Here is a 26,208-nt window from a genome sequence, read left to right on the forward strand (position 1 = left end):
ATATTGGACATGTGAGGTGGCTGCCCGCTAGCAGCCATGTGCTGTTGGCGAATCTCCAGCAGCCACCCGGCCCCCGAATCCTCGATTAGTCCGATCGAGCCGAACGGTTCGGGGGCCGCCCCCTTTCTGGGGACAGCGGTAAGTGCCCGGCTATGAGCGACAACACCTGGGCGCCCGCGGATTGTCGCTCCGAGGCGGGCAGTAACGGTGTCTTTGGTTAGCCCGCGAAACGCGACAGGCGTGCCGAGAGGTGCGGTTCCAGGCCGCCGCCGTCGGCGCCCACCCGCTCTTCGACGTAGGCCAGGTCACCGCCGTCGACAATGCCGTAGAGGCGCTTGGCCCCGCCGATCAGCACACCGGACTTACTACGGGCCAGTGCATCGGTGACCAGCTCCCAGGACGAGGCATTGCGCGGCTGACCGTAGAACAGCTCGACAAAACCCGCGGCATGCGCCAGTACCAGCTCGATGGCCTGCTTCTCGTCAGGATCATCGGGGTCGGGCGCGAAGCGCCAGAACCCGCTTTCGCGCAATGTCAGTCGGTCGAACTGCCGGTCAGCATCCAGCCGCCACGACTGAGAATCCCACGTGAGATAGTCGCTGCCGTCGTGCGCGACGATGATCTGCTGACCGAAGCTGTAGTCGCCGTCGGCATCCCGGCCCTCGCCCTCGCCACGCCAGACCCCAACCAGGGGCAGTAGTGCGAGCAATGCGGCATTGAGATCCGGGCCCTCGCGCAGATTCGCGGTATCGGCAGGGATCGGGAGGTCTTGGAAGGTGGGTAGATTCCGGCCCACCGATGGCCGCGCTTCGGCAGCGGCCGGATCGGGTTCCGTCACGACTCGTCGGTGATCAACCGGTACAGCGCGTAGAGCGCAAACCAGGTGATGACGAGCACCGCGGCTACCAACATGATCTCGAAGAAGAGCACCACGGATAGAGAGCCTACCTGGGATAACGGTGTGACCCACACCTCGCCGGGTAACGCCGCCTCCAGCTACCACGATGGAACGTTGTGATGATCTTTCCGGGACGATTGTTATCAGCGTTTTTCGCTTCCGCCGTGGTGCCTTTCGGGCTTATCGCCGCTCCCGCAGCGAATGCGCAACCGCCTAGGTTCCCCGATGTCGACTCCTATCCGGCCGTCGACCTCGGCGAGTACCGGGTGATCGGCGCGCACCCGAGCATGTCGGGTTGGGTGTTCAGCACCCCCGGCGGACTCACGTGCTGGGACAGCATGATCGCCGAAATCGGAGTGTCGTGCAGCGGCTCGATCCCCGGTGCGCAGCCGGATATGAACACCGTGTCGGTGTCGCTGACCGGGAGGGGGCAGATCCGTCGCGATGACACCCCCAGCGAGGTCAACGAGCATCCGCTGCTGCCCGCCGGGTCGAAGATCGCCCCGGACAACGGCGTCGTCTGTGCCGTACTTGCCGATGACGCACTGGTCTGCCGTGCCAAGAAACCCGATTCCTGGTCCAAAGAAACTCCGGATCCGCCGGACAGGCATTACGGCGAGCACGGATTCGTCGTACAACCCTCCGGCAGCTGGACGTACTGAACATCGCGCTCCCCAATTGTGGGGGTAGGCACCCATGAACTTTGGGTGTCTATCTGGATGCCGACAGGTAGTGCACGCAGGACGATTGCCAGCAGGAGCATTACGGAGAGGGAATCAGCTGTGTGGCAATCAAAGTCAGTCCTGCGGGGAATCGGTACCGGTCTTGTCGCTCTCGCGCTTGTGGTGACGACACCGGGTGTCGCGCTTGCGGCACCCGACAAGCCGACTCCAGTACCGTCGCCGGACCACGACGGTGAGTGGCTCGAAGGCGGTATGGCGCCCACTGAAGCACAGCAGCCGCGCGACAGTGCGGGTGGCTGGGTCGATCACCCGGGAGGCACCGGACCGCAGTGCATGGACAGGGGCGTCGTCTGTCGCACGGGAATCTGGTACCCCGACCAGATCCAAAGCCAACGCGGTCAATCCGAGTGGGTGCAGTTGCCCGACACCACCGGTGCCGAATGTGAGAATCCTGGCGTTATATGCGGGAACACGGCGTCGTAGCCGCCGATACGGCGGTGATCCAGGGTCAGTTGCCCGCCAGGAAGGTGATCACTGCGAGCACCCTGCGGTGATATTCGTCGGTTTCGGCGAGGTTCAATTTCGTCATCACGTTGTGAACATGCTTTTCGACTGTGCTTTCGGTGATCCACAGTCGGCGGGCGATGCCGGCGTTCGATAATCCCTCGGCCATCACGCCCAGTACCTCCCGCTCCCGTTGGCTCAATGCGTCAATCGGGTGGTCGCGGCGGCGTGCCACAACAAGCTCTCTGACCAGTGCCGGGTCCAGTACCGCGGCGCCTCCGGCAATCCGGTTCAATGCATCGACGAACTCCGCGATATCTCCGACACGGCTTTTGAGGAGGTATCCCCGCCCGCCGCCGGTGGCCACGAGCTCGATTGCATATTCCGCCTCGATGTGTGCGGAAAGGACCAGCACGCCGGTACCCGGGAACTCCCTGTGAATTGCGCGGGCCGCGTCGAGTCCCTCTGCCGTGTGCGTCGGAGGCATCCGGATATCCGTGACGACGAGGTCGGGCTTCTGCGCCCCGACCAATGCCATCAGGTCGATGGCATCACGTGCCTGGCCAACAACCTCGAAATTCGAATGTTCGAGAAGGCTGGCAATCCCTTCACGAAGCAGTACGTCGTCGTCAGCGATTACCACGCGCAAGGCCGCCACAGCGCCAGAGTAGCTGCGCCGTCTGTATAGCTATATTCGAAGTGGCAGGACGTATCTAGGGCCCCAGAGGTAAGGAAGTTCGAGACTTGACGCCCACTATCTCAACGCTGCCGCTTGGGGTCGCCCCACGATGGCCAGTGAGTTGGTAATAGGAGATAACGGCCGGGCGTTACGACCCAGATTGTGGGGATGGCTGACGCTTCCCTTCCGTCCGGGCGCACCGCCTTCTGCAACCCTCGGAATCCTGGTGGCGGCGGGCTTTCTGGTTTCTGAAACCGTCGCGGCGCTCCTCCTGCGGCAGATCGCGCCGACCGAGCGCATGGGCACGATCTATCTTCTCGGCATCCTGGTCGTATCGGCGATCTGGGGTCTGCGGCTCGCGGTTCTCACCTCGATCGCCAGCGCGGTCACCTTCGATTACGTACGCGATTGGCCGGACGGTCATGTGCTGTCGGTGGAGCTGCAGAACGGTGTAGTCCACGTGATTTTCCTCGTTGTCGCGCTGGTCGCCAACGGGCTGGCAAGCCTGGCCCGTGCCCGCACCAACGAGGTGGAGGCGCGCCGCCAGGCGGCGGCGGCCATCGCTGAACAACAAGCCGGATTGCGCCGGATCGCGACTCTTGTCGCGCGGGGGGTGCCGCCGGCCGAGGTGTTCGCGGCGCTGGTCCACGAGATGGTCGATTGTCTGCATGCCGACGCCGCGGTTCTCCTGCGGTATGAGTCCGGCAGCTACGTCACCATCATTGCGGTGTCCGGTGACGTAGGAATCGGCCACATGCCGGGAGCCCATCTAGCGCTGAACGATGGTGTATCACCCGGGGAGGCCCTGGGATTCCGCGCTAGCGTCTCCGCCCCCATTCGCGTTGGCGGAAGCACGTGGGGAGCGGCAGTTCTGAGGGTAGAAGACGTTGATGCTGCGCCCATCGACGATTTCGCCGACCTCGTCGCCACCGCGATCGCGAACGCCCACACGCGCGAAGAACTCACGGCCTCCCGCGCGCGGATCGTGACAGCGGCCGACGAGGCACGTCGCCGTTTGGAGCGCGATCTGCATGACGGTGTACAGCAGCGTCTCGCCTCGCTGCGCCTGCGACTTGGCATGGCTACCGCAGCAGTACCGGCCGATCTCCAGGATCTCGCCGACCAACTCGCCGAGCTGAATGCCGGTTTGATCGGTGTCGCCGAAGACCTCCAGGAGTTCTCACGAGGTGTGCACCCGGCGATCCTGGCCAGCGGCTTGCGGCCCGCGTTGTGCACCCTGGCACGGCGTTCAGCCGTTCCCGTCACCATCGAGGTAAACATTGACGGCCCGGTGGCCGAGTCGGTCGAAATGGCCGCCTATTACGTGCTGGCTGAGGCACTTGCCAATGCCGCCAAGCACTCCGATGCGTCCAGGGTGCAGGTATCGGTGCGGTGCAGCGGGCCGGATCTCCGTATGGCAATCCGGGATGACGGGATGGGTGGGGCCAATCCCCGTAAGGGTTCGGGACTCATCGGGCTGACAGACAGAGTCGAGGCACTCGGCGGGCGTCTGAGTGTGACCAGCCCCATCGGTCGCGGCACGTCTCTGGATGTTTCGATTCCGATCACCTGACTGGGGCGACCGCTTTGTGGCTGCCTATTTCTTACAGGTAATTCTCGGGTACGGCGACTAGTGGTTCCGTCCTTATGGGGGGAAACCACACCTGCCTAATAGTGGGAGACCATACCAAATTCCGCGTTTAGCCCCTGTTAACCAAGATTCGAGGCGGCGTTAACTGCTCTCTAGCTAGATGATGTCCGTTCAGTTGTGGAGAGTCTTATCGGGCAGAGGTCACGACTAGAGGAATTGTCATGATGCCGCATAACTCGCCGAATTTTTTAGGTCATTGCCCGTTCAGGGCGATGTAGTCGATATCAGTCGATAAATGACCATGGGCGGACGGCACTTTTCCGTAAGACAGAACGGCGATATTCAGGAATCCTTCGAAAGGCTCACATGGCAGGAATTCTCGATCGACTTATCCGCACTGTGTATATCGCGGCAGTGCTTGGCTGTGTAGCTGTGACAGCAGCGCCCGCGGCTCTCGCGGATGCTGTGAACATGGCACCCGAGGACCTCGACCAGGTAACCCCAGACGGGTGGAATATCCACCTGTCCAGCTATAACGAGGTCGTCAACGCGATTCCGAACCTCGCCAATGCGTCGAATTCCAGGGAGGCCTTTGTCACCCTGTATTCCTCGGCAAGAGCCGAGGGCGGGCAAGGAGCAATCCTGGACAGTCTGTTCATCATGGGGTACCAGCTCGGCTGCCAATCTGACGTGTCTAGCGGCCTCCAATTCGGTGGCGCCGCCTCCGGCGGCGTGAGCGGCACCGGGACTCTTGGGTCGAGCAACTCGGTGGGCGGGTCCATTGGTGGCGGCGCGACCGGCTACGCGCAGACGGTCCTGGAACCCGGTGTCATTGTCGACCTGCCGATGTCGAACATGGGCCTAGACAAGTCGGGGCGGGCAACGCTCGATGTCACGAATCTGCACGTCAAGGCCGACGCCTGCGGCGGCGATGTCACCATCCGGTCATACGCATACCTGCGGATCTCGACTTCCGGGGCGCATTCGTCCTACGCCATCTACGGCGAACCCGTCAAAATCTGAGCTGGGAGACACGCCATGACATCACCCCTCGGCATCGGGGGATTACTCGCGATTGTCATCGGCGCGAGCCTCGTCCTCGCGCCGAACGCATCCGCCGACCCGGTACCCCCGGGTCCACCGCCCGGCTACGACGGACTCCCGTACCACAACATGCCGGGCAGGATTGGCCATCAACCTGGTGCATACACCTGGGTCCTCGGCTTCTACATGCGACCGCGCCGGGTGCTTGACACTGCTGGCGTCGCCGCCATGACCAACACCGACTCGCAATCGGCCGAATTCGGGCTCCCCGGTTCACAACTCGGTGTCGAACCGCAGCGGCGCTCGATGGTAGGGAATGCCTACGGTGTGCGCCCCGAGACGCCGATGGACTCGACAGGTGCACCCGATCCTGCCGGTGGTGTAGTGCCCGGGTACACGATGCCGGCAGGGACTCCGGGCGGCGGTCTGGAAGATCCGTACGCCGGGACTGCGAGACAGCTCCCGCTCGGGGGCGAGTCCCAGCAGCCGACCGCCAACGGAACTGTAGGGCCGAACTCCGTCAATAGTGGGCCAGATCTCGGCCCGACGGCGTCTAAGTGAAGGAAGGGACCCACCGCATGAGGCTGCACCTGGTACGAACCGCGACGATCGCTGGGCTGCTTGCCCTAGCCGTTCTTGAAGCGCCGAGCGCCGCAGCTGACCCGTCGGTACCTGGTGACCCGACCGGCCAGATATACAACCCGCCCGGCTATATCGGCTATTACCCCGGCGCCTATGGGTTTCAGACCATCTACTCCTTGACCCCGCCGCCCCGGGTTCTGGACGCGGGCGGCGTCGGGGCCATGACGAACGCAGACCCCGCGTCCTCCCATGTAGGCCTACCTGCTGACCGTCTCGGTGTTCAGCTGAAGCATGTCGTGGTGAAGCCACAGGAGGCCGGTCCGCGAGGGCAGGTGCTCGGAGTGCGCCCCAGTTCGCCGATGCAAGAGACCTCGGCACCCGATTCGGCTGGTGGTGTGATGCCGGGAGCGACGTCCGCCATTGGTCAACAGAACCCGGCGACCGGGCAAGCCACCGGATTGGAAAATCCAACCCCCACCGGGGATGCGCCCGAGCAACCCATGCCCGGTCTGGAGGCCAGGCAGCCGGCCCGGAGTCCTGTCGCCGGACCAGACACGGCCAACTGATCGCTCACTGAAACCACAAGCGCGCAACTACGCACCTGTTTCCCGAGTAGGGGTGTGCGTAGTTGCGCGCTCGGCGGCAAAGCTAGAAGAGGCTAAGCCTCGATCTTGATGTCGACCTCGTGGATACCGGCGCCGGTGGGGCTCACCGTCGCGGTGCCGTTCCCGGCCGAGGACAACGCCCGCAGCGTCCAGTCGCCTGGTGCGGCGAAGAACCGGAAGTCGCCGGTCGCCGATGCGACAACCTCGGCGGTGAATTCATCCGAGGAATCCAGCAGGCGCACAAAAGCACCGCCCACTGTCTGACCGTTTCCGTCGACCACTCGGCCGGTGATCACGGTTTCCTTCTCTACGTCAACGCCTGCCGGAATGGCCAGGCCCTGCTTCGGTGCACTGCACATAACTAGCTTCCCAACTCGATCGGGGCGCCCACCAGGGAGCCGTATTCGGTCCAACTGCCGTCGTAGTTCTTCACGTTCTGGTGTCCCAGGAGCTCCTGCAACACGAACCAGGTGTGCGAGGAACGCTCACCGATGCGGCAGTACGCGATGGTCTCCTTCTCGCCATCCAGGCCGGCGTCGGCGTAGAGCTTGGTCAGCTCGTCATCCGACTTGAAGGTGCCGTCCTCTTGGGCCGCCTTGCTCCAGGGGACGTTGATGGCGGTCGGCACGTGTCCGGGGCGCTGGCTCTGCTCCTGCGGCAGGTGGGCGGGAGCCAGGATCTTGCCGGAGAACTCGTCGGGCGAACGCACGTCCACCAAGTTCTTGGCACCGATCGCGGCGATCACCTCGTCGCGGAAGGCGCGGATTGTGCTGTCCGGTGTGGCGGCCTCGTAGGAAGTCGCGGGCCGCGAAACGGTGTCGGTGGACAGCGACCGGCCGTCGAGTTCCCACTTCTTGCGTCCACCGTCGAGCAGCTTCACGTCCTGGTGCCCGTACAGCTTGAAGTACCAGTAGGCGTATGCGGCGAACCAGTTGTTGTTGCCGCCGTACAGGACCACAGTGTCGTCGTTGCCAATGCCCTTATCGGACAGCAGCTTCGAGAACTGCTGCTGGTCGACGAAGTCACGCTTGACCGCATCCTGCAGATCGGTCTTCCAGTCCAGCTTGACGGCGCCCTCGATGTGGCCGACGTCGTACGCGCTGGTGTCCTCGTCCACCTCCACGAACACCGTGTTGGGGGCAGAAAGATTGTCTTGCGCCCATTGGGCGGAGACCAGTACGTCAGAGCGTGCCATATAGAGGATTTCCTTCCGTGTTTTTGGTGGGTTTATTGATGGATTACTGGGCCGACGGTTGTGTACGGCGAAAACGGGTAACGAGGGGGTACAGCTGGCAGCCCAGGCAGATGCCGAAGGCGGCGTTCAGGAACGCGGCAGCGAGAGCGAAGGCAGTCGCGATCACGCCGAGCAGTGTGACACCGGTACCGAATCCGATGGCGCCGATTGCCGCGAAGGTGAAGCCCAGCAGCTGCGCGAACTGCAGCGGCGGGACGGGTTCGCGTTCGGTCACCGGGCTCAGCCGCGGCTGAATAAGTGTTCGGAAGAGCGTTCCGTAGGGCGCGCGATGCGGGCCCAGTAGCGCGCCGATCGCGAACACCACCGCCTGAAGTCCCAAAATCACCGCGGCAGCCGTCGGTGACACGGCGGACACCGCCAGGGTGACGATGAGAATGGTGGTGGTGACCCAGGCGACGAAGCGGGGCCCGCGGACGTCGACCTGCAGGGGGTGGGATGAGCCGCCGGCGTGAAGACCGTCAGGTGTTGGGGCAGTGGTCATGGGTTGTTGTGCTCCTAGGGGTGGCGGATATGGCTACACCTGTTGCGGCACACTCAAAGGTGGCCGCGATTAGCAGCAACAACAGCAGCAGCCCGCGACGCGGCACAGATCGACGGCGCGTCGTTTCGTGAGCATCGGCTCAAGGCGGGCTTGCACGGCGACGAGTTTACCCCGGCTGCGTCAGGCCCTGCAGAGCAGTGCGCAGGTCGGCGGCCTTGGGCACCCCGGAGACTCGATAGGCCTGCCTGCCGGTCGCGTCGAAGATGAAGGTCGTCGGTAGGGAAAGCACCGAGAGCGCCCGAGCAGCGTCGGGGTTGGAGTCGATGTCGACCTCTATATGCGCGACCCCGGGCTCGCCGGCCGATACCTGGTCTACGACTCGGCGGACCGACGCGCACGGACCACACCACACCGCGCTGAAATGCACGATCGTCGGCCCAGTCGCGGACAGTTCGATACCGGGCGGGGCCTGGACCTCGCCTGTTCCGCCGGGTCCTTCGCGCAGCCTGCCGGACCTGCTCTTGATTGCCACCGCGATGAGGCTCGATGCCAGCAGCGCGACCGCTATCGCAATGACTACGGTCACGAGTGGCGACGAACCGCTCGCGTGCAGAGCGGACAATCCTGTCGTCATGACTGCTTGAACGCGTCCAGGGAGATCGTTACTCCCTTGGCGATACCTTCGATGATCACATCTGATCCACGCGCGCCGACCCTTGTTGGTTCGATGGCGAACGGAAGCTTTTGTCGCGGGACCACCTTGGTGAACGCGGCGAACACGGCGCGCTGCTGGTCCTCCGGCACATCGCGATCGGCAGTTCCCGGGCCCGTGACCACGGATGTTGCTACAAGCTGAAGATCTGTCTTGTCCGGGCCGACGACCGAGACGTCGACGGACACGGTCACCTTGTGTTCGAAGTCACCCGTCTTCGGCGTTCCGGTCAACAGCAGACCGGTTCCCGACGATATGCCGGACTCGGTGGTGCCGCCGGTGGCATCGTTCTGTTCCTTCGGCGGCGGTTCGACGGCAAGGTCGTTGATTCCCATGAATCGGCCCAAGTGATTGGAGTCGATGATGATCCGGCTCTCGATCCTGTCCACACGCAATGGAGAGTCCGGACGGATAAGCCAGGAGGACTTGGAGATGTCAATACCGTGCAACGTGCCTTCCAGCGTCGCCTTCCCGGTCTCCGCGTGGTCCACACCGTGCGCCTTGATCTCAACTTCCCTGTACCGGTGTGCGTAGGCCTGCGGGATGAACGGGAAAACCAGAATCGCCACCGACGGATCAGAGCTGAGGTCCGCCTCGGTGCGCAGGGTCCGGGACAGCCGGTATTCCGCGTAGATCGCACATCCGAAATCGGTGGCAGTGGCCGCGATTGCTAGTGCACACACCACCGAGATAATGGCGATCAGGGGCTTGCGCATCTGCACATTCTGGCGCATCACCGCGCGTCCGCCCCTCTGGGCCGGGCTTATCAGCAGGTGGCGCGGTACATTATGGAACACCTGGAGACCGAAGCACCCGGGTGTTGGAGGGCTCGTTGGACCTGTTGTTGTTGACCGCTGACTCAAACCCGGATGCGGTGCTGCCGTCTCTGGCGCTGCTCGCCCATACCGTGCGACCGGTGCCCAGCGAGGTGTCCTCGCTTCTAGAAGCAGGTTCGGCCGACGTGGCCATCGTCGATGCGCGCACCGATCTGGCCTCCGCGCGGGGCCTATGCCGGCTGCTGGGCGCGGCTGGATCCTCGGTTCCAGTGGTGGCCGTGGTTAACGAGGGCAGCCTCGTGGCGGTCAACGTCGACTGGGGTCTGGACGACATCCTGCTGCCCGGAACTGGTCCCGCCGAGATCGACGCACGGCTGCGTCTACTGGTGGGCCGTCGCGCGGGTGCGATCAATGTCGAGAATGCCAGCAAGGTGATACTGGGCGAGCTGGTCATCGACGAGGGCACCTACACCGCACGGCTGCGTGGCCGCCCGCTTGACCTCACCTACAAGGAGTTCGAGCTGCTCAAGTACTTGGCGCAGCACGCCGGCCGGGTATTCACCAGAGCGCAGCTACTCCAAGAGGTTTGGGGATACGACTTCTTTGGCGGCACCCGCACAGTGGATGTTCACGTACGACGCCTGCGCGCAAAGCTCGGCCCCGAGTACGAGGCGCTCATCGGCACGGTGCGCAACGTCGGCTACAAGGCGGTGCGGCCGCCTCGCGCGAAGGGCGAACCCAACGGCGCGGAAAGATCTGGCACCCCGGAACCCGATATCGACGACGACGTGGACGATGACGCCGCCGACGGGGACATCGCCGCTGCACCAGGGACCATCAACGCGGGCTGAATCCCACGACTACCGTGGCGGTATGACCGAATGGGTCCAACTTCTCGATGATCAACGCCAACTACAGATACGCGAGTTGATAGTCGAGGCCACCCGCGCCGACGGTATTGCCCCGGTAGGGGAACAGGTGCTGCGTGAGCTGAGCGGAACCGAGACCAGGCACCTGGTAGCCGAAGATGGGGACGACACGGCGGCGTACCTCAACCTGGTTACGCCCGACGAGAATGCCACGGCGATGGCTGAATTGGTGGTCGCGCCGGGCGCTCGCCGCCGCGGAATCGGTTCGGCCATGGTTCAGCACGCACTCGTCGCGGGCGGTGAGGGCACCCGAATCTGGGCTCATGGCGACCTACCGGCGGCCAGGGCGGTCGCAGCCAAGCTGGGACTGGCCCCATTGCGGCGGCTCCATCAGATGCGACGTACTCTCGCCGATCTGCCTGCCGTTTCGGCCGACCCCACTGTTGTCATCCGGCACTACCTTGGGCCGCAAGATGATTCGGACCTGCTGCGTGTCAACAATGCAGCATTTTCCTGGCATCCGGAACAAGGGGGCTGGACGCGGGACGATCTCGCCGATCGCTTCGCCGAACCCTGGTTTGATCCGCGCGGACTATTTCTCGCGCATGATGCGCAGACCGGTGACCTTCTTGGATTCCATTGGACAAAAAGGCATTTGGACAAGCCTGGAGTCGGTGAGGTGTACGTCGTCGGCGTGGACTCCGCCGCGCAGGGCAGGGGATTGGGCCGCCTACTGACGCTGGTGGGTCTGCATCACCTCTCGGACACCGGCATGGACACCGTGTTGCTGTACGTCGAGTCGGATAACGACGCAGCCCTGCGGACATACGAGCGGCTGGGATTCCGGGTTGCCTTCACCGACGCCGCCTACGGTCGAGCCTGATGGGCGTTTACCTGCGATAACGACCGGACTGTCAAGTCTGTGAGTTCACTTTCCGTTCACCTGCGGAAGGGTGCCCGTCCATCGACTGCCTTTAGTTTCCGGGGTGCGCGTTGTTGATCCATCCCCATCACCCCGATCTTTCCTCACTCATGCGAGAAAGCGAGAGCCGTGAACCTCAAGGCCGTGAACCTTAAAAGCACCGGCACCACGATCTTCGCGGCGGCCGCCGCGATCGCTCTGTCCGCCAGCCTTGCCGCCTGCGGTTCCGACAAGACCACCGGAGCTTCCTCCTCCAGTGCCTCCGGTTCGTCTTCCGCGTCAGGTGACTGCGCGGGCAAGGCCAAGCTGAGCGCCGAGGGCTCTTCGGCTCAGAAGAACGCGTTCGACATCTTCGCCAACGAGTACTCGACCGCTTGCTCCGGAAAGTCGATCAACTACAACCCCACCGGGTCGGGCAAGGGCCGCGACAACTTCATCGCCGGACAGGTCGACATCGGCGGCTCAGATTCGGCACTGTCCGAGGAAGAGGCGGGCAAGGCCAAGGAGCGCTGCGGCGGCAACGAAGCATGGAACCTGCCGGTCGTCTTTGGGCCAATTGCCTTGGCGTACAACGTTCCCGGTGCCGACAAGCTCGTCCTGAACGCCGACGCCGCCGCCAAGATCTTTACCGGCGCCATCACCACCTGGAATGATCCGGCCATTGCCGCGCTCAACCCGGGCGTCACGCTGCCGGACACCAAGGTCACCCCGGTGTACCGCAAGGACAAGTCCGGAACCAGCGAGAACTTCGGCAAGTACCTGACCACCGCTGCCCCCGAGAGCTGGACCAAGGGCAGCAGCGGCACCTGGGAGGGTGGCGCCGGCGAGAGCGCCGAGAAGTCCTCGGGGGTGGCCGAGAAGGTCAAGGCCCTGCCCGGTGCCATCACCTACGTCGAGAAGGGCTACGCCGACGACCTCAAGATGCCGTACGCCCAGATCGACAGTGGCGCCGGTGCCGTGGCACTGACCCCGGAGACCGCCGCAGCCTCGGTCGAGACCGCCAAGTTCGCCGGTGAGGGCAACGACCTCAAGCTGGACCTGGCCTCGATCTACGGGACCAAGACCGCCGGTGCGTACCCGATCGTGCTGGCCACCTACGAGATCGTCTGCTCCAAGGGATACAAGGACGCCGACGTCGCCGCCGCGGTGAAGTCGTTCCTGACGGTCGCGGTGAACCAGGGACAGAAGGGTCTGGCCGATGTTGGCTACGCCCCGCTGCCCGCACAGTTCAAGACCCGCCTCGAGACGGCCATCAAGGCACTGGCTTAGCAGGCGGTTTCGTCCCCGCCCGGGAAGCTATTTGCAACCCGGGCGGGGACGTACCATCAACCACATAGACAGCGAGTTCAATGAGCAGCCAGACCAGCGGGATTGATCCTGTAGGGGTAGCCCATCCGGCCGATCATGACCGAGTCGTACCCGAGGAGACGCAGACCCTGATGATCCCCGAGGCGATGGGCCGCAGAGACCTCGAGCCGGAGGCTAAGCCAACAGGCGTAGTACGGCCCGGAGACCGCATCTTCTCGGGACTCGCGACAGGGTCGGGCGTATTCGTCGTCGCACTGATCGGGCTGGTGGCCGTATTTCTGATCCTGCGCGCCATCCCCGCACTCAACAACGACGACGAGAACTTCTTCCTCTACAACGGCCCATGGCGCACCGATGACACGGCGCACATGCATTTCGGTGTCCTCGATCTGTTCCAGGTCACCGTCTTCGTCTCGGTCTTTGCGCTCCTGCTCGCCATGCCGGTGGCTCTCGGTATCGCGATCTACCTCGCCGAGTACGCGCACGCACGGGTCCGTGGGCCGCTGGCCTACGTCATCGACCTGCTGGCCGCGGTTCCCTCCATCGTGTACGGCCTGTGGGGCATCTACGTGCTGGCGCCGTCGATCGCACCGATTGCCCTGTGGCTCAACAGGAACCTCGGGTTAATACCGTTCTTTGCCGACAGCCCCGTCAACATCGCTGGTGGTGGCAACCTCTTCACCGGTGGCATCGTGCTGGCGGTGATGATCCTGCCGATCATCGCCGCGGTCACCCGTGAGGTGTTCATTCAGACCCCCAAGGGCCAGATCGAGGCCGCGCTCGCGCTGGGCGCCACCAAGTGGGAAGTGGTGCGCACCACCATCATTCCGTTCGGTATGTCCGGATACATCAGCGGCTCGATGCTGGGACTCGGCCGCGCGCTGGGCGAGACCATTGCGCTGATGCTCATCCTGTCCGGCACCTCGGTGGCATTCGGCTGGTCGCTGTTCGACAGCGGGAGCACCTTTGCCACCCATATCGCTTCCAACGCCTCGGAATTCAACAACGAACTGGAAGCCGGCGCCTACATCGCCGCCGGTCTGGTGCTGTTCGTGCTGACATTCGTGGTGAACTCGGCGGCGCGCGCCGTCGTCGGCGGAAAGGGCCGGGCATGACCGCGACACTTGACAGGCCCGTGAAGGAACCCGCCTTCCATCCGCTCTCGGGTAGGCGCAAGGCCACCAACGCGATTGCCACTGTGTTGGTCTCGGCCGCCGTGGTGATTGCCCTGATTCCGCTGGTGTGGGTGCTGTACACGGTGCTCGATCGCGGATTTAGTGCCATCCTCAGTTACGACTGGTGGTTCACATCGCAGAACATGATGACGAACCGGATCGCGGGTGGCGGCGCGTATCACGCCATGGTCGGCACTCTGCTGCAGGGCTTGTTCTGCGCGATCATCTCGGTGCCTATCGGCATCTTCGTGGCGATCTACCTCGTTGAGTACGGCGCTAACTCTCGGCTGGCCAAGCTCACCACTTTCATGGTCGACATCCTGACCGGTGTGCCGTCCATCGTCGCCGCTCTCTTCGTCTATGCCCTGTGGGTTGCCACTCTCGGGCTGCCGCGGTCGGGCCTGGCGGTGTCTTTGGCGTTGGTGCTGTTGATGATTCCGGTAGTGGTGCGCTCCTCGGAGGAGATGCTCAAGATTGTCCCGAACGATCTGCGCGAGGCCTCTCTTGCCCTGGGGGTGCCGAAGTGGAAAACCATTGCGCGCATCGTGCTGCCCACTGCTCTCTCGGGTGTAGTGACCGGTGTGATGCTCGCGCTGGCTCGTGTCATGGGCGAAACCGCGCCGCTGCTGGTGCTCGTCGGCTACAGCAAGCTGATCAACTACGACATGTTCGGCGGGGAGATGGCCTCATTGCCGGGCATGATGCTCGACCAGCGCAGTGGCTCGGTGGTAGGGCTTGCTGAATCCCGTTTGTGGGGCGCCGCCCTCACTCTCATTCTCGTGGTCGCCATTCTCAACGTGGTCGCCAAACTCATTTCGCGCTTCTTCGCGCCGAAAAAGGTCTAGGAAGGTACTCATGGCCAAGCGTCTCGATCTCAAGGACGTCAACATCTTCTACGGCAAGTTTCACGCCGTACAGGAGGTGGCACTTTCCGTTCCGCCTCGTAGTGTGACGGCCTTCATCGGCCCGTCAGGTTGCGGCAAATCGACCGTGTTGCGCACCCTGAATCGGATGCACGAGGTGACACCGGGTGCTCATGTCGAGGGTTCGGTGCTGCTCGACGGTGCAGACATCTACGGTGCCGGGGTGGACCCGGTATCGGTCCGTAAGACCATCGGGATGGTTTTCCAGCGGCCAAACCCGTTCCCCACCATGTCGATTCGCGACAACGTGGTGGCGGGCCTGCGGCTGCAGGGCGTGCGCAGCAAGAAGACCCTCGACGAGGTCGCCGAGCGCTCGCTACAGGGCGCCAACCTGTGGAACGAGGTCAAGGACCGTCTCGACCGCCCGGGTGGCGGACTCTCCGGCGGTCAGCAGCAGCGTCTGTGCATCGCCAGAGCCATTGCGGTGCAGCCGGATGTGCTGCTGATGGACGAGCCGTGCTCTGCCCTGGACCCCATCTCCACGCTGGCTATCGAGGATCTGATCTCCGAGCTCAAGCAGGAGTTCACCATCGTCATCGTCACCCACAACATGCAACAGGCCGCGCGTGTCAGCGATCAGACCGCGTTCTTCAATCTGGAGGCCGCAGGCAAGCCGGGCATGCTGGTGGAGATCGACGACACCGAGAAGATCTTCTCGAACCCCAGCCAGAAGGCCACCGAGGACTACATCTCCGGACGCTTCGGCTGATCCAGGAATAGCTCGGGCCGCGCGGCTGTCTTACTGCCTATGACCAAGGCAGTGCGGTTCGATCAGTACGGCGGAATCGACGTCCTGCAGGTGCGTGATGTCCTGCGCCCAGTACCCGCGTCGGGTGAAGTGCTCGTGCAGCACGCCGGTGCGTGCTGCGGGGATCAACCCGGGTGAGGCGAAGATCCGCACCGGCGTGCTGCACGACAGGTTCCCCGCGACCTTCCCGTCCGGGCAGGGCAGCGATCTGGCGGGTGTGGTCGTTGAGACCGGCTCCGGAACCGGTGGGTTCGCCGTGGGTGACGAGGTGTTCGGCTTCACCAACAGCCGAGCCAGTCATGCCGAGCTCGTTGCGGTACCCGTCACACAGTTGGTGGCCAAGCCGGTCGGGCTGTCATGGGAGGTCGCGGGTGGCCTCTTCGTTGCCGGTAGCACTGCGTATGCGGCCGTCGGTTCAGTAGGTCTGAAGCCCGGGGATGTGGTTGTCGTCGCCGGTGCGTCCGGGGGAGTGGGCGCGATCGCGGTTCAGCTTGCCCGGCTGGCCGGTGCCACGGTCCTGGGTATCGCTGGAGCAGGAAACGATGAGTGGCTCATCGGGCATGGTGTGATCCCGGTGAACTACGGTGACGGGCTCGCTGACCGGTTGCGGGCGGCGGCCCCCGGCGGGCGGCTCGACGCCTTCCTGGACTTCTTCGGCGGAGGCTATGTCGAATTCGCGCTCACCGAACTCGATATCGCCTTGGAACGCATCGACACCATCATCGATTTCGCGGCAATTGAGCGGTTCGGGGTGCAGAGCATTGGCAACGAGGAAGGGGCAACGGCGAGCGTCATCGCCGAACTTGCTGCCCTTATCGTCGAGGGAAAATTGGAAGTGCCTGTGGCGGAGGTGTTTCCGCTAAGCCAAGTACGCCAGGCCTTTGGGTTGCTCGAACTGCAGCACACCCGCGGGAAGATCGTGCTGGTGCCCTGACTACTCGTCAGATGGCGGTCAGGTGGTCTTGGCCGTGGCCTTCTGACGGCAGGCTTCCGGTGACCTGGAAGATGACCCGGCGGGCGACTTCGACGGCATGATCGGCGAACCGCTCGTAGAACCTGCCCAGTAGTGTCACGTCGACGGCGGCAGCCACCCCGTGCTTCCACTCCCGGTCCATCAGCACGGTGAACAGATGCCGGTGCAAATCATCCATCGCATCGTCTTCTTCGTTGATGCGAGCGGCCTTCTCCGGGTCGCGGGTCAACAGCACTTCTTGTGCGCTATTGCCCAAATCGACTGCAACACGGCCCATCTCGGCGAAGTATCCGTTGACCTCCTCCGGCAGGGCGTGTTGCGGATGGCGGCGACGGGCGATCTTGGCGACGTGCAGGGCGAGCGCGCCCATGCGGTCCACGTCTGCGACGATCTGGATGCTGCTGACCACTCCGCGTAGGTCGCCTGCCACCGGGGCCTGCAGGGCCAAGATGGCGAAGGCGTTTTCCTCGGCGGCGGCGCTCATCGCCGTGATCTGCTCGTGGTCGGAAATTACCTGCTCGGCAAGGACGAGGTCGGCCTGCAGCAATGCGCGAGTGGCTCGCTCCATCGCGGCACCGGCCAGCCCGCACATCTCACCCAGCTGTGCCGATAGCGATGACAGCTGCTCTTGAAACGCGGTACGCATGGATCAAGACTACGGACCTGGTGCCGTCGAGTCATGGCCCTGGTGTGAACGGCGAATGAATGCCACCAGGAATTCCGTGGACAAAAATGCAATCGATGTCCAAATTGACTGACTATTCGCAGGTAGCGTCGCCGGCGTTGACGACCGTCAGGTCCATCGGAAGCTCGGCGGGAGCCATCGCGCCCGAGGAGAGCTGTAACTGCACGGTCGATCCGGCGGTCGGCGGAGCCTGCAAAATCGCTGTGGAGTTGTAGTCGCTGCCGAGTACTACGCGCACGGTGGATTGAGCGCCGGTGATCCGCTGGAGCTTGGCGCCACCGAATGCGGCGGCAACGGTCGCTGCCTGCTGTTCGTGCCCCGGCGAGAAGAAGACCGTGGTGTTGGGCAGGGCGGAGGGATAGTCATCGGTGGTGGTGATGCTGAATCCGTAGTGGGTCAGCTGGCTGGCCGCTGCTGCCGCGAGTCCGGTCTGGCCCGTGCTGTTGGACACGTGCACGTTGATCTCGCTGGGCTCGGTGGTCACCAGGTCTGCCGGCTCAGTCGGTGTGGCAGCGGCAGTCGGTGCAGCCGTGGATGTTTCGCCGAGCCCGGTCGCGGCTCCGTGCTCGGCGGACGCCAACGTGGTGTCTTGCGTGGTGGTGCCGGGCATCGGGACGCGGGTGCCGTCGGCCTGCAGCTCGCCGGGCAACGGATCGTCATTGATGATGGCGTCGAAGATCTTTCGGATATCCGTGGTGCGCGGGGTCTCATTACCCTCGGAGTCGGTGCCGTCGGTCGGCACTGTAAGGAAAGTGATCCGGCCGGCCTTCACGTCCTGGAGCGACTGACCAAGGTCCACAAGGTCTTTCGTCCTGATGTTGTCGACGTACGAGTCGTCGATGAAGGTGTTCACGACGTTGTTGAGCTTGCTCAACGAGAAGAAGGTGTTGTGCGAGATCATTGAACGCAGCAGGGAGGACAGGAACAGCTGCTGCCGCTTGATGCGTCCGTAGTCGCCGTTGTACTCGGTGGTGACCTGCCTGGCGCGCACGTATTGCAGGGCTGTGTGCCCGTCAATTGTTTGGCGCCCAGCGTTTTCCAGTACGGTGCCCAGCTCGTAGTCCTCGATCGGCGTGGGGGTGCACACCTCGACCCCGCCGAGCGCGTCGACCATCTTGGAGAAGCCGGCGAAGTCCACCCCGAGGAAGCGGTTGATGTTCAATCCCGACATCTTCTGGATGACCTTGACCAGGCACTTGGGTCCGCCGAATGCGAACGCCGAGTTGAGTTTGGTTTCGGTGTACGCCTTGTCGGGTCCGTAGGACCGGGTGTCCTCGTTCCAGACCTCACAGAGCGTCGGCTGGATCGCTAGGTCGCGCGGGAAGGACACGACCGCGACGCGCTTACGGTTGGCCGGGATGTTGACCAGCATGATGGTGTCCGAGCGTGTGCCTTCGGCATCGGAGGTGTCGCCGGCGCCCATCGCGCTGTTCGCCCCTGAGCGAGTGTCGACGCCGATGATAAGGAAGTTCTCGTCGCCGTACTGGGCGTTGGCATCCCGGATATCGCGGGAGTTCGGGTCCAGCGCCTCGACGCGATTGAGCGCGTTGTTCTTGACGTTGCTCCACTGCCACGCTCCGCCGGTCAGGGCGAGCGAGCACACCGCGACGAGGGCGGCAAACGAGCGTCCGACGTAGATGGGCCGTCGCGAACGCTGGGGCTTCTGTTCCTGGACAACGGCTTCCGGATTTCCTATCCGGATCGGGATGGCGCGGGTGTCGATTGCATCATCCAGATTCGATGCTCGTACGCGACGCGCGGCGGCCTTGTCGTAGAGGGGGGCGTCGTCCGGGTAGTCGACATACTCGTCGGCTCGCTCATCGGCATGGTGATCGAGATCGGGTGCGTTCTGGTGCACCTGGGGGATGACGTCGGTGTGGCTTTCGTCGGCAATGTGCGGCGGCGCGGGCCGGACGGCTTCCTCTGGCTCTTCGGCCTCAGTGCGGGCGTGCCGGCGTGACCGGCGGCCGCCGCCGGCACCCTCGCGGGCCAGCAGATCGGCCACCGAGAGTGAGTGTGAGCCGGTTTCGTGTGCCGATGACACCGGTGGTTCCGGTGCCCTGGTGGGCGCCGGTCTGGCCGGTCTCGGCGTGGGTCGCGGTGCTGCGGCCTCGGGCGCCGCGTGGTGAGTCTCGCGCGCCGCCTGTTCGGTCTCGAACCTTCGGCTCCACTCGTCGTCGGTGGGATCGGGCAGTGAATGGTTCAGAGCCGGTGGCGGTGTCCACGGTGTGTTGGATGCGGCCGATGACACCTCGATGTCAGGATGACTGCCAACGGGCTCGATTGCGCGTTCCCATGGGGCCGCGCCATACGGGCGCGGTTGGGCAGGAGTGGCGTGGGGGCCATCACCCATGTTCAACCTCGCTCAGACGTCTGGACAGTTGCAAGTACACGGCACACCGGCAGCACATAGCGCCGTGCCGACGGCACGGTCGTCGTCACATGCTACTGAGCATTGCCGCAGATCACCATGCCCAGTGACCTAGATGTGACCCCACCTCACCCACCAGAGTGCATGACATCGGCGGCCAAGGGAACCGTGCAATCTTCTGGGTCATTGAGCCAGCCTTCCGGCAGCGACACCTTCCCCGGTGACCCCTGACGCCCCCGCGGCCCGTTTCCGCCGTCTGGGAAGGGCGCCGTGGGGTCGAGCTGATTGAGCAGGGTGTCCAGCTCGGCGAGGGTGCTGACGAGTGCGAGCGCCCGCCGGATATCTCCGCCGGCCGGGAAGCCGTGCAGATACCAGGCGATGTGCTTGCGCATATCGCGCAACGCCTTGTCCTCGCCAAAATGATTGACGAGCAACACAGCGTGACGTCGCATGATGTCTGTTACCTGCCCGAGATTTGGGGGCACTGGAATCGTCTGACCGTTGAAAACGGCACTCAGTTCCGTGAAAAGCCACGGGCGCCCGAGGCATCCGCGGCCGATGACTACGCCGTCGCATCCCGTCTGTTCCATCATCGCGACCGCGTCGGCGGCGTCGAAGATATCGCCGTTCCCGAGGACGGGGATGGTCGTCACGTGGTTCTTGAGCGCTGCGATCTGACGCCAGTCCGCGGTGCCCGAGTAGCGCTGTGAGGCGGTGCGGGCGTGCAGCGCGACGGCCGCAGCTCCCTCCGACTCTGCGATGGCACCCGCATCCAGATGGGTGTGGTGGTCGTCGTCGATGCCGACGCGGAATTTAACCGTGACCGGTATGTCGGTGCCTTCGGTGGCCCGCACGGCGGCCGCGACGATCTGCCCGAACAGCCGCCTCTTATATGGAAGGGCGGCGCCTCCACCGTTTCGGGTGACCTTGGGTACCGGGCATCCGAAGTTCATGTCGATGTGGTCGGCAAGGTTCTCGTCGACGATCATCTTGGCGGCACGGTAGGTCGTTTCCGGGTCGACCGAGTACAGCTGCAGCGACCGCGGCGATTCTTCGGGGGAGAAGCTCGTCATGTGGAGCGTGGCGGGGTTCCGTTCGGCGAGCGCTCGCGCGGTGACCATCTCGCAGACGTACAGCCCGCTGACGGTGCCCGTGGTGGCCAGCTCCAGCTCCCGGCACAGTGTCCGGAATGCCACGTTGGTGACACCGGCCATCGGGGCCAGCACCACCGGGCTCGGCAATGCCAAAGACCCGATCCGCAGCTCACGGGATCGGGCCTTCGGTTGAAGCGTGCTGGTCACTGTTAGACGCTGACCGCTTCCTGGGAGGCCTTGGCCGCCTTGGCGGCGTTGCGCTCGGCGCGCTTGGCCTGACGCTCGAGGTACTTGGCCTTTACTTCCTCGAAGTCGGAGGAGGTCTTCCTGAGATCGTTGACGATGCGGTCCAGGTCTTCGCGCAGGACTTCACCCTCGCCGCTGAGGTCGGTGCGTTCGAAGATGCGCCATTTGCGCAGCACCGGCAGTACGACCTCGTCGAGGTGCGACTGCGGGTCGTAGACGCCGCCGGTGGCGATGGTGACGGCGCTCCGGCGGAATCCCGGAATGGTGTAGCCGGGCATCTTGAAGTTATCGAGCACCCGGTGGACGGCCTTCACGGCCTGGTTCGGCGACACTTCGAGGGCGGCCTCGACCATGTTCCGGTAGAAGATCATGTGCAGGTTCTCATCGGTGGAGATGCGCTTGAGCAGCTCGTCGGCGATCGACTCGTTGCAGGCCTTGCCGGTATTGCGGTGCGAGACGCGGGTGGCCAGCTCCTGGAAAGTCACATAGACGACCGAATCGAGGAGGCTGTGGGCGAAAATCTCCTCCCCGCCCTGCCGGTTCTGGCCGGGGGAGAAGCCGCGGGTCATCTGCTCGACGCGGAGCTTCTCGAGCTCCACGGGGTCCACTGACCGGGTCACGACCAGGTAGTCACGGATGGCGATGCCGTGGCGGTTCTCCTCGGCGGTCCACCGGTTCACCCAGGTACCCCACGGCCCGTCCATGGTGAAGTTCATGGCGATCTCGCGGTGGTACGAGGGCAGATTGTCCTCGGTGAGCAGATTGGTGATCATCGCGACCCGGGCCACCTCGGAGAGCTTCGACTGCTCCGGGTCCCAGTCCTGCCCGCCGAGTGTCCTGTAGTTCTTGCCATCGGACCACGGGATGTAGTCGTGCGGGTTCCAGTCTTTGGTGACACCGAGGTGGCGGTTGACATTCTCCTCGACCACGGGCTCGAGCTCGTGCATGAGCTCAAGGTCGGTGAATTGCTTCTGCATGCACATTCCTTGAGTTTTTGACAGATTTATCTGTATCCGACGGTTGCAGTCAATATATCTGTAAACGGCGGTTGCACACAAGTGGACGGATTGCGCCCCATGTTCGCTCCTCCGCATGCGTTCCGACGTGCGGATAGTTACATTTCTCGCTCGGCCTGCAAGGCCATTACACCGGCAGTATGCTTGCTCACAACCCAAGGTGGAGGTGTAACCAGTGAAGTCGGTAGTCAAGGCGACAGCGGTCGCCGTTGCGGGCGCAGGTTTCTCATTGGCGGCAGCCGCAATGGCCCACGCGGGTGGCCCCAGTGACACCACCGGACAGTTCTATGCCGATGCGTCGTCGACGCTCAAGGGTGAAGGCTATTCGGTTGTCGTGGCAGGTCGTTCCGGTGACCAGGTAGGTCTGGACAATTGTCTTGTCTCCCACCAGGAAGCGTTTACCGTCAAAAAGGGGCAGGACGACCGCGGCAAGATGGTCCATGTGACCCTGCGCTGCTACAAGGCCGAGGTCGCGGCCGCTAAGAAGGCTGCTGAGGAGAAGGCGAAGTCCGCGTCGACGTAACCGTTGTCGGTGTCGTTGACGTAGCGCCCTGCAGCATGATCTGAACGCAGTAGTCCACGAACCGCTGCCGCTCCACTCTCAGGTCCTCGTTCAGATATGCCCTGAAAAGGCTTGTCAGCGCACCCACCAGGCTGGTCGCGACGAGCTGTTGCTGCACCTCGTCGGTGAGGTCGGTGCTGAGCTTTCCCTGTAGCAGCGCAACGAATCGCGGCAGCCAGTCGTAGCCGGACTCGGAGAGAGTCGGCTCAAACGTCGGCGCTATCAGCAGGACTCGACCCATGGTGGGTTCGTCCACCATGAGCCGTACGAAGGCGTCGACACCTTCATATGCCGATCGCGCGCCGCTGAGGGCCTCGATCGCCCGAAAGCCCACATGGTCGTACACGGCCCGGACGAATGTGTCGCGGTCGGAGAAATTCTCGTAGAAGTACCGCTCGGTCATGCCCGCGGATCGACACACCGCACGGACGGTGACCGCTGGTCGGGGGCTGAGCCCCAGGAGCCGCACGCCGGCCGCCATGAGCTCGCGACGCCGCTCATCGGCGCGCTCTGCCGGTGAGACACCCGCCCAGCTGCGTCGCTGCGCTTGACCGTTCGCCACGGGCCTCCTAATCTGGTGTTGAAACTGACAACCTTGATTGTCAGTATACGTCGAACTGCAACGGAGCGTTCCGAATGGTCAACGATATGTCCGAGCTCGCCGCGACGGAACCCACCGTGGATTCCGACGCCTTCACGACGGGTTGCCCGGTGAGCCATGGAGCTGGTCCGGCGATGCCTGTGCCGTTGGGGCCGGAGTCTTTGACATGGAAGTACTTCGGCGATTGGCGCGGTGTGCTGCAGGGCCCGTATGCCGGGTCCATGCAGAACATGCATCCTCAGTTGGGTGCCGCGGTGGAGGAGCATTCCTTGTTCTTCCGGGAACGCTGGCAGCGGCTTCTGCGCTCGTTGTACCCGATTGGCGGCGTGGTATTCGACGGGGACAGGGCTCTCCGGACGGGTGCCGAGGTGCGTGACTATCACATCGGTATCAAAGGTGTCGATAGCCAAGGGCGGCGGTACAGCGCGCTCAATCCCGATGTCTTTTACTGGGCACATGCCACCTTCTTTATGGGGACGATCGTCGTGGCGGACTGGCTCAGCGGTGGAATCGGTGAGGTCGAGAAGCGTCAGCTGTTCGACGAGCATGTGCAGTGGTATCGCATGTACGGCATGAGCATGCGGCCCGTGCCGGGCAGCTGGGAGGAGTTCCAGGAGTACTGGGACCACATGTGCACCAACGTGTTAGAGGACAACAAGGCAACACGCGACGTGCTCGACCTCTCCACTCTGGCAGTGCCGCCGTTCGCGCAGTGGATTCCTGAAGGTCTTTGGCGGTTCCAAAGGCGTTTAGTGGCACCGCTATTCGTGTGGCTGACCGTTGGGTTGTACCACCCGGCGGTGCGAGAACGGTTCGGGTACACGTGGTCTGCGCGTGATGAGTGGTTGCACCGCGCGTTCGGTCAGGCTGTCAATCTGCTGTTCAAGTTTGTCCCCGAACGTAAGCGGCGCCACCCGCGGGCCCGGGCCGGATGGGACCGTGCCACTGGCAGGATTCCTGCCGACGCCCCGCTGGTGCAGACTCCTGACCGCAATCTGCCGCCGATGGATACCTGGGGCAGCCCGATGCACTACAACCCGAAGGTGTCCTGAACCCGAACGTTTTTGGTGCTTGACGTCACCACATCGCGCCTCCTACTGTCGACATATAACTGAATCGCAATTCAGTTTCTGAAAATGGCTACGACGGAGTGGGTAATGGCCGATGGCGAGGTCGATTCTCTGACGGCAGGGTGTCCTGTCTCGCACGGTTCGGACCGATCGGTGGTCACGCCGCTCGGCCCGGAGTCGTTGACCTGGAAACTCACCGCGGACTGGTCCGGGATGTTGATGGGCTCGTACGCCACCGCGATGCAGAACATGCACCCGAAACTTGGTGCCGCCGTCGAGGAGCACTCCACCTTTCTGCGTGAGCGGTGGGAGCGGCTACTGCGGTCGCTGTATCCGATCACCGGCGTGGTCTTCGACGGGCATCGCGCGCCGGTGACCGGCGCTGAGGTGCGCGGCTATCACATCGGTATCAAAGGTGTTGATAGCCAAGGGCGCCGCTACAGCGCACTCGACCCCGATGTCTTCTATTGGGCGCACGCGACCTTCTTCAAAGCGTTGTTGCTGTCGGTGGAGCGGTTCGGCGGAGGTCTCACCGAGGCCGAGAAGCGCCAGCTCTTTGACGAGCACATCGTCTGGTATCAGATGTACGGCATGAGTATGCGGCCGGTGCCCAAGACCTGGGAGGAATTTCAGGAGTACTGGGACCACATGTGCACCAACGTCTTAGAAGACAACAAGGCAACGCGTGATCTGCTGGACTTCGCCCTGTTGCCGAAACCGCCGTTCCTGCCGTTGGTTCCGAACTGGATGTGGGGGTTAGCGCTTCCGGTCTTCACGCGGTTCTCCACGTGGGTGATGGTGGGTATGTTCGATGAGCCGGTGCGAAAACGCTTGGGGTACAACTGGACCGACCGTGACGAGCGGCGCCTTGAGTGGCTGGGCCGGGTAAACCACGCGGTCTTCCGGCTCGTGCCCTTTCGGTGGCGTAAGCACCCACGCGCGCGAGCGGGGTGGGACCGGGCGACCGGGCGGATGCCTGCCGACGCGCCATTGCCGCAGACTTCGGCTCGCTACCTACCGCCGGTGACGCTGCGCGACAGCCCCCATCACTACAGCCCGAAGGTGTCCTAGCTTTCATGCCGGGCCGGATGCCCATGCGCGCAGTTTGTTTTTCGCCGGTGACAACCTGTCCAAGGTGCGTAGATTGCTGCTCATGGCAGGAAGTTGGGGCTCTGTCCTAACCGGGCTTGTTCCGCTCGGGCTGGTTATCGCGCTCTCACCGATCACGGTCATCCCGGCGGTGCTGGTCTTGCAGGCGCCGCGGCCGCGGCCAAGCGGTCTTGCCTTCCTCGCCGGCTGGCTGTTGGGCCTGGCCGCACTCACGGCGCTTTGTGTGGCGGCCACCGGCCTACTAGGCGGGCTACACCGGTCGGTGCCGAACTGGGCCTCTTGGGTGCGCGTGGTCCTCGGATCGGCGCTTATCCTGTTCGGTGTTTTCCGGTGGCTGACCCGGCATCGTCATACCGAGTCGCCCGGCTGGATGCGATCGTTTTCCACGATCGGCCCGGCGCGGGCGGCGATAACGGGGACGGCTTTGGTGGTGGTACGTCCCGATGTCCTGTTCATTTCCGTTCCTGCGGGATTGGCGATCGGCGCCAGCGGGCTTGGTGTCGCAGATCGCTGGACGGCCGCGGCGTTCTTCGTCGCTCTCGCCGCATCGACAGTGGCCGTCCCGATACTGGCTTATGCGGCCGCGGGGCACCGCCTCGACGACACAATGGGTCGGCTCAAGGATTGGATGGAGAAGAACAACGCGGCATTGATGGCGGCAATCCTGGTCGTGATCGGTGTGATGGTGCTGTACAACGGAATTCACGCTTTGAAGTGAGAAGTTC

Annotated in this window: 29 protein-coding genes and 1 pseudogene; 17 read left to right on the forward strand and 13 right to left on the reverse strand. The window is 63.6% G+C overall.

Annotation, left to right across the window (positions count from 1 at the left end):
• Window positions 1-217 precede the first annotated feature (217 nt).
• Entirely contained in the window at window positions 218-838 is a 621-nt protein-coding gene (locus MLB1_RS16875) for an FABP family protein (RefSeq protein ID WP_180751001.1), read from the reverse strand.
• A gap of 347 nt (window positions 839-1,185) precedes the next feature.
• Here MLB1_RS16875 and MLB1_RS16880 point away from each other — a divergent pair, with 347 nt between their 5' ends.
• The gene (locus MLB1_RS16880; RefSeq protein WP_180751259.1) at window positions 1,186-1,560 is read left to right on the forward strand and encodes a hypothetical protein; all 375 of its coding nucleotides are present in this window, start codon (window positions 1,186-1,188) and stop codon (window positions 1,558-1,560) included.
• Window positions 1,561-1,701: 141 nt separating this feature from the next.
• On the forward strand, window positions 1,702-2,064 hold the full coding sequence (locus MLB1_RS16885) for a hypothetical protein (protein ID WP_180751260.1): 363 nt from the start codon (window positions 1,702-1,704) through the stop codon (window positions 2,062-2,064).
• Between the two features lie 25 nt (window positions 2,065-2,089).
• On the opposite strand, the gene MLB1_RS16890 is transcribed toward MLB1_RS16885, so the two are convergent.
• Window positions 2,090-2,743, reverse strand: a complete 654-nt coding sequence (locus MLB1_RS16890) for a response regulator transcription factor (RefSeq protein WP_180751002.1) — start codon at window positions 2,741-2,743, stop codon at window positions 2,090-2,092.
• 130 nt (window positions 2,744-2,873) lie between these two features.
• On the opposite strand from MLB1_RS16890, the gene MLB1_RS16895 reads away from it, so the two are divergent.
• The 4 genes from MLB1_RS16895 to MLB1_RS16910 all read left to right on the forward strand — a co-directional run bounded on the left by MLB1_RS16895 (window position 2,874) and on the right by MLB1_RS16910 (window position 6,547).
• Window positions 2,874-4,337 (forward strand): DUF4118 domain-containing protein, encoded by a 1,464-nt coding sequence (locus tag MLB1_RS16895; RefSeq protein WP_180751003.1) that lies wholly within the window; start codon window positions 2,874-2,876, stop codon window positions 4,335-4,337.
• 384 nt (window positions 4,338-4,721) lie between these two features.
• Complete coding sequence (locus MLB1_RS16900) at window positions 4,722-5,378, forward strand: MspA family porin (protein ID WP_180751004.1); 657 nt, start codon at window positions 4,722-4,724, stop codon at window positions 5,376-5,378.
• Between the two features lie 15 nt (window positions 5,379-5,393).
• Complete coding sequence (locus tag MLB1_RS16905) at window positions 5,394-5,960, forward strand: hypothetical protein (RefSeq protein ID WP_180751005.1); 567 nt, start codon at window positions 5,394-5,396, stop codon at window positions 5,958-5,960.
• Between the two features lie 17 nt (window positions 5,961-5,977).
• Window positions 5,978-6,547 carry a hypothetical protein gene (locus tag MLB1_RS16910; RefSeq protein WP_180751006.1) on the forward strand — a complete coding sequence of 190 codons (570 nt, stop codon included), beginning with the start codon at window positions 5,978-5,980 and terminating at the stop codon, window positions 6,545-6,547.
• 92 nt (window positions 6,548-6,639) lie between these two features.
• Here the strand turns inward: MLB1_RS16910 and MLB1_RS16915 are convergent, their stop codons facing one another.
• The 6 genes from MLB1_RS16915 to lmeA form a co-directional block, all read right to left on the reverse strand.
• Window positions 6,640-6,945 carry a DUF1416 domain-containing protein gene (locus MLB1_RS16915; protein ID WP_070936675.1) on the reverse strand — a complete coding sequence of 102 codons (306 nt, stop codon included), beginning with the start codon at window positions 6,943-6,945 and terminating at the stop codon, window positions 6,640-6,642.
• A gap of 2 nt (window positions 6,946-6,947) precedes the next feature.
• Window positions 6,948-7,781, reverse strand: a complete 834-nt coding sequence (locus MLB1_RS16920) for a sulfurtransferase (RefSeq protein WP_180751007.1) — start codon at window positions 7,779-7,781, stop codon at window positions 6,948-6,950.
• A 43-nt stretch (window positions 7,782-7,824) separates the two neighbouring features.
• Entirely contained in the window at window positions 7,825-8,322 is a 498-nt protein-coding gene (locus MLB1_RS16925; RefSeq protein ID WP_180751008.1) for a DUF4395 domain-containing protein, read from the reverse strand.
• Window positions 8,323-8,391: 69 nt separating this feature from the next.
• Complete coding sequence (locus MLB1_RS24290) at window positions 8,392-8,478, reverse strand: Ms5788A family Cys-rich leader peptide (protein ID WP_353615267.1); 87 nt, start codon at window positions 8,476-8,478, stop codon at window positions 8,392-8,394.
• Window positions 8,479-8,488: 10 nt separating this feature from the next.
• Entirely contained in the window at window positions 8,489-8,908 is a 420-nt protein-coding gene (locus tag MLB1_RS16930; RefSeq protein WP_180751009.1) for a thioredoxin family protein, read from the reverse strand.
• Between the two features lie 44 nt (window positions 8,909-8,952).
• Entirely contained in the window at window positions 8,953-9,768 is an 816-nt protein-coding gene (gene lmeA, locus MLB1_RS16935) for a mannan chain length control protein LmeA (protein ID WP_180751261.1), read from the reverse strand.
• 98 nt (window positions 9,769-9,866) lie between these two features.
• Between lmeA and MLB1_RS16940 the strand changes: the two genes are divergently transcribed.
• The 7 genes and pseudogenes from MLB1_RS16940 (at window position 9,867) to MLB1_RS16970 (ending at window position 16,689) form a co-directional block, all read left to right on the forward strand.
• Window positions 9,867-10,661: a response regulator transcription factor gene (locus MLB1_RS16940; protein ID WP_180751262.1), complete on the forward strand. Its 795-nt coding sequence runs from the start codon at window positions 9,867-9,869 to the stop codon at window positions 10,659-10,661.
• Between the two features lie 22 nt (window positions 10,662-10,683).
• Complete coding sequence (mshD, locus tag MLB1_RS16945) at window positions 10,684-11,562, forward strand: mycothiol synthase (protein WP_180751010.1); 879 nt, start codon at window positions 10,684-10,686, stop codon at window positions 11,560-11,562.
• A gap of 168 nt (window positions 11,563-11,730) precedes the next feature.
• Complete coding sequence (gene pstS, locus MLB1_RS16950) at window positions 11,731-12,870, forward strand: phosphate ABC transporter substrate-binding protein PstS (protein ID WP_180751011.1); 1,140 nt, start codon at window positions 11,731-11,733, stop codon at window positions 12,868-12,870.
• A gap of 80 nt (window positions 12,871-12,950) precedes the next feature.
• Window positions 12,951-14,024, forward strand: a complete 1,074-nt coding sequence (pstC, locus tag MLB1_RS16955) for a phosphate ABC transporter permease subunit PstC (RefSeq protein ID WP_180751012.1) — start codon at window positions 12,951-12,953, stop codon at window positions 14,022-14,024.
• On the forward strand, window positions 14,021-14,929 hold the full coding sequence (gene pstA / locus MLB1_RS16960; protein ID WP_180751013.1) for a phosphate ABC transporter permease PstA: 909 nt from the start codon (window positions 14,021-14,023) through the stop codon (window positions 14,927-14,929). Before pstC ends, pstA begins: the two co-directional genes overlap by 4 nt.
• 10 nt (window positions 14,930-14,939) lie before the next feature.
• Complete coding sequence (pstB, locus tag MLB1_RS16965) at window positions 14,940-15,716, forward strand: phosphate ABC transporter ATP-binding protein PstB (protein ID WP_180751014.1); 777 nt, start codon at window positions 14,940-14,942, stop codon at window positions 15,714-15,716.
• A gap of 39 nt (window positions 15,717-15,755) precedes the next feature.
• Window positions 15,756-16,689, forward strand: a pseudogene (locus tag MLB1_RS16970) (NADP-dependent oxidoreductase).
• A 7-nt stretch (window positions 16,690-16,696) separates the two neighbouring features.
• On the opposite strand, the gene phoU reads toward MLB1_RS16970, so the two are convergent.
• From phoU to MLB1_RS16990, 4 genes are all read right to left on the reverse strand, one after another.
• Window positions 16,697-17,374, reverse strand: a complete 678-nt coding sequence (gene phoU / locus MLB1_RS16975; protein ID WP_180751015.1) for a phosphate signaling complex protein PhoU — start codon at window positions 17,372-17,374, stop codon at window positions 16,697-16,699.
• Between the two features lie 112 nt (window positions 17,375-17,486).
• Window positions 17,487-19,766 (reverse strand): LCP family protein, encoded by a 2,280-nt coding sequence (locus MLB1_RS16980; RefSeq protein WP_180751016.1) that lies wholly within the window; start codon window positions 19,764-19,766, stop codon window positions 17,487-17,489.
• A gap of 146 nt (window positions 19,767-19,912) precedes the next feature.
• Entirely contained in the window at window positions 19,913-21,046 is a 1,134-nt protein-coding gene (gene dusB / locus MLB1_RS16985) for a tRNA dihydrouridine synthase DusB (protein WP_219603269.1), read from the reverse strand.
• Window positions 21,047-21,087: 41 nt separating this feature from the next.
• Window positions 21,088-22,101, reverse strand: coding sequence for an acyl-ACP desaturase (locus MLB1_RS16990; RefSeq protein WP_180751018.1), 1,014 nt, complete (start codon window positions 22,099-22,101; stop codon window positions 21,088-21,090).
• Between the two features lie 214 nt (window positions 22,102-22,315).
• On the opposite strand from MLB1_RS16990, the gene MLB1_RS16995 reads away from it, so the two are divergent.
• Window positions 22,316-22,663, forward strand: a complete 348-nt coding sequence (locus tag MLB1_RS16995; RefSeq protein WP_180751019.1) for a hypothetical protein — start codon at window positions 22,316-22,318, stop codon at window positions 22,661-22,663.
• Here MLB1_RS16995 and MLB1_RS17000 read toward each other — a convergent pair.
• Window positions 22,620-23,264, reverse strand: a complete 645-nt coding sequence (locus MLB1_RS17000; protein WP_180751020.1) for a TetR/AcrR family transcriptional regulator — start codon at window positions 23,262-23,264, stop codon at window positions 22,620-22,622. The two genes, MLB1_RS16995 and MLB1_RS17000, sit on opposite strands and share 44 nt — an antisense overlap.
• A 74-nt stretch (window positions 23,265-23,338) precedes the next feature.
• Here MLB1_RS17000 and MLB1_RS17005 point away from each other — a divergent pair, with 74 nt between their 5' ends.
• The 3 genes from MLB1_RS17005 (at window position 23,339) to MLB1_RS17015 (ending at window position 26,201) form a co-directional block, all read left to right on the forward strand.
• Window positions 23,339-24,355, forward strand: coding sequence for an oxygenase MpaB family protein (locus MLB1_RS17005; RefSeq protein ID WP_180751021.1), 1,017 nt, complete (start codon window positions 23,339-23,341; stop codon window positions 24,353-24,355).
• Window positions 24,356-24,439: 84 nt separating this feature from the next.
• Window positions 24,440-25,444, forward strand: a complete 1,005-nt coding sequence (locus tag MLB1_RS17010; RefSeq protein WP_180751022.1) for an oxygenase MpaB family protein — start codon at window positions 24,440-24,442, stop codon at window positions 25,442-25,444.
• A gap of 82 nt (window positions 25,445-25,526) precedes the next feature.
• The gene (locus tag MLB1_RS17015; protein ID WP_180751023.1) at window positions 25,527-26,201 is read left to right on the forward strand and encodes a GAP family protein; all 675 of its coding nucleotides are present in this window, start codon (window positions 25,527-25,529) and stop codon (window positions 26,199-26,201) included.
• Window positions 26,202-26,208 lie beyond the last annotated feature (7 nt).

This window comes from Mycobacteroides sp. LB1, assembly GCF_013449725.1.
In the GTDB taxonomy this organism is placed as follows: Bacteria; Actinomycetota; Actinomycetes; order Mycobacteriales; family Mycobacteriaceae; genus Mycobacterium.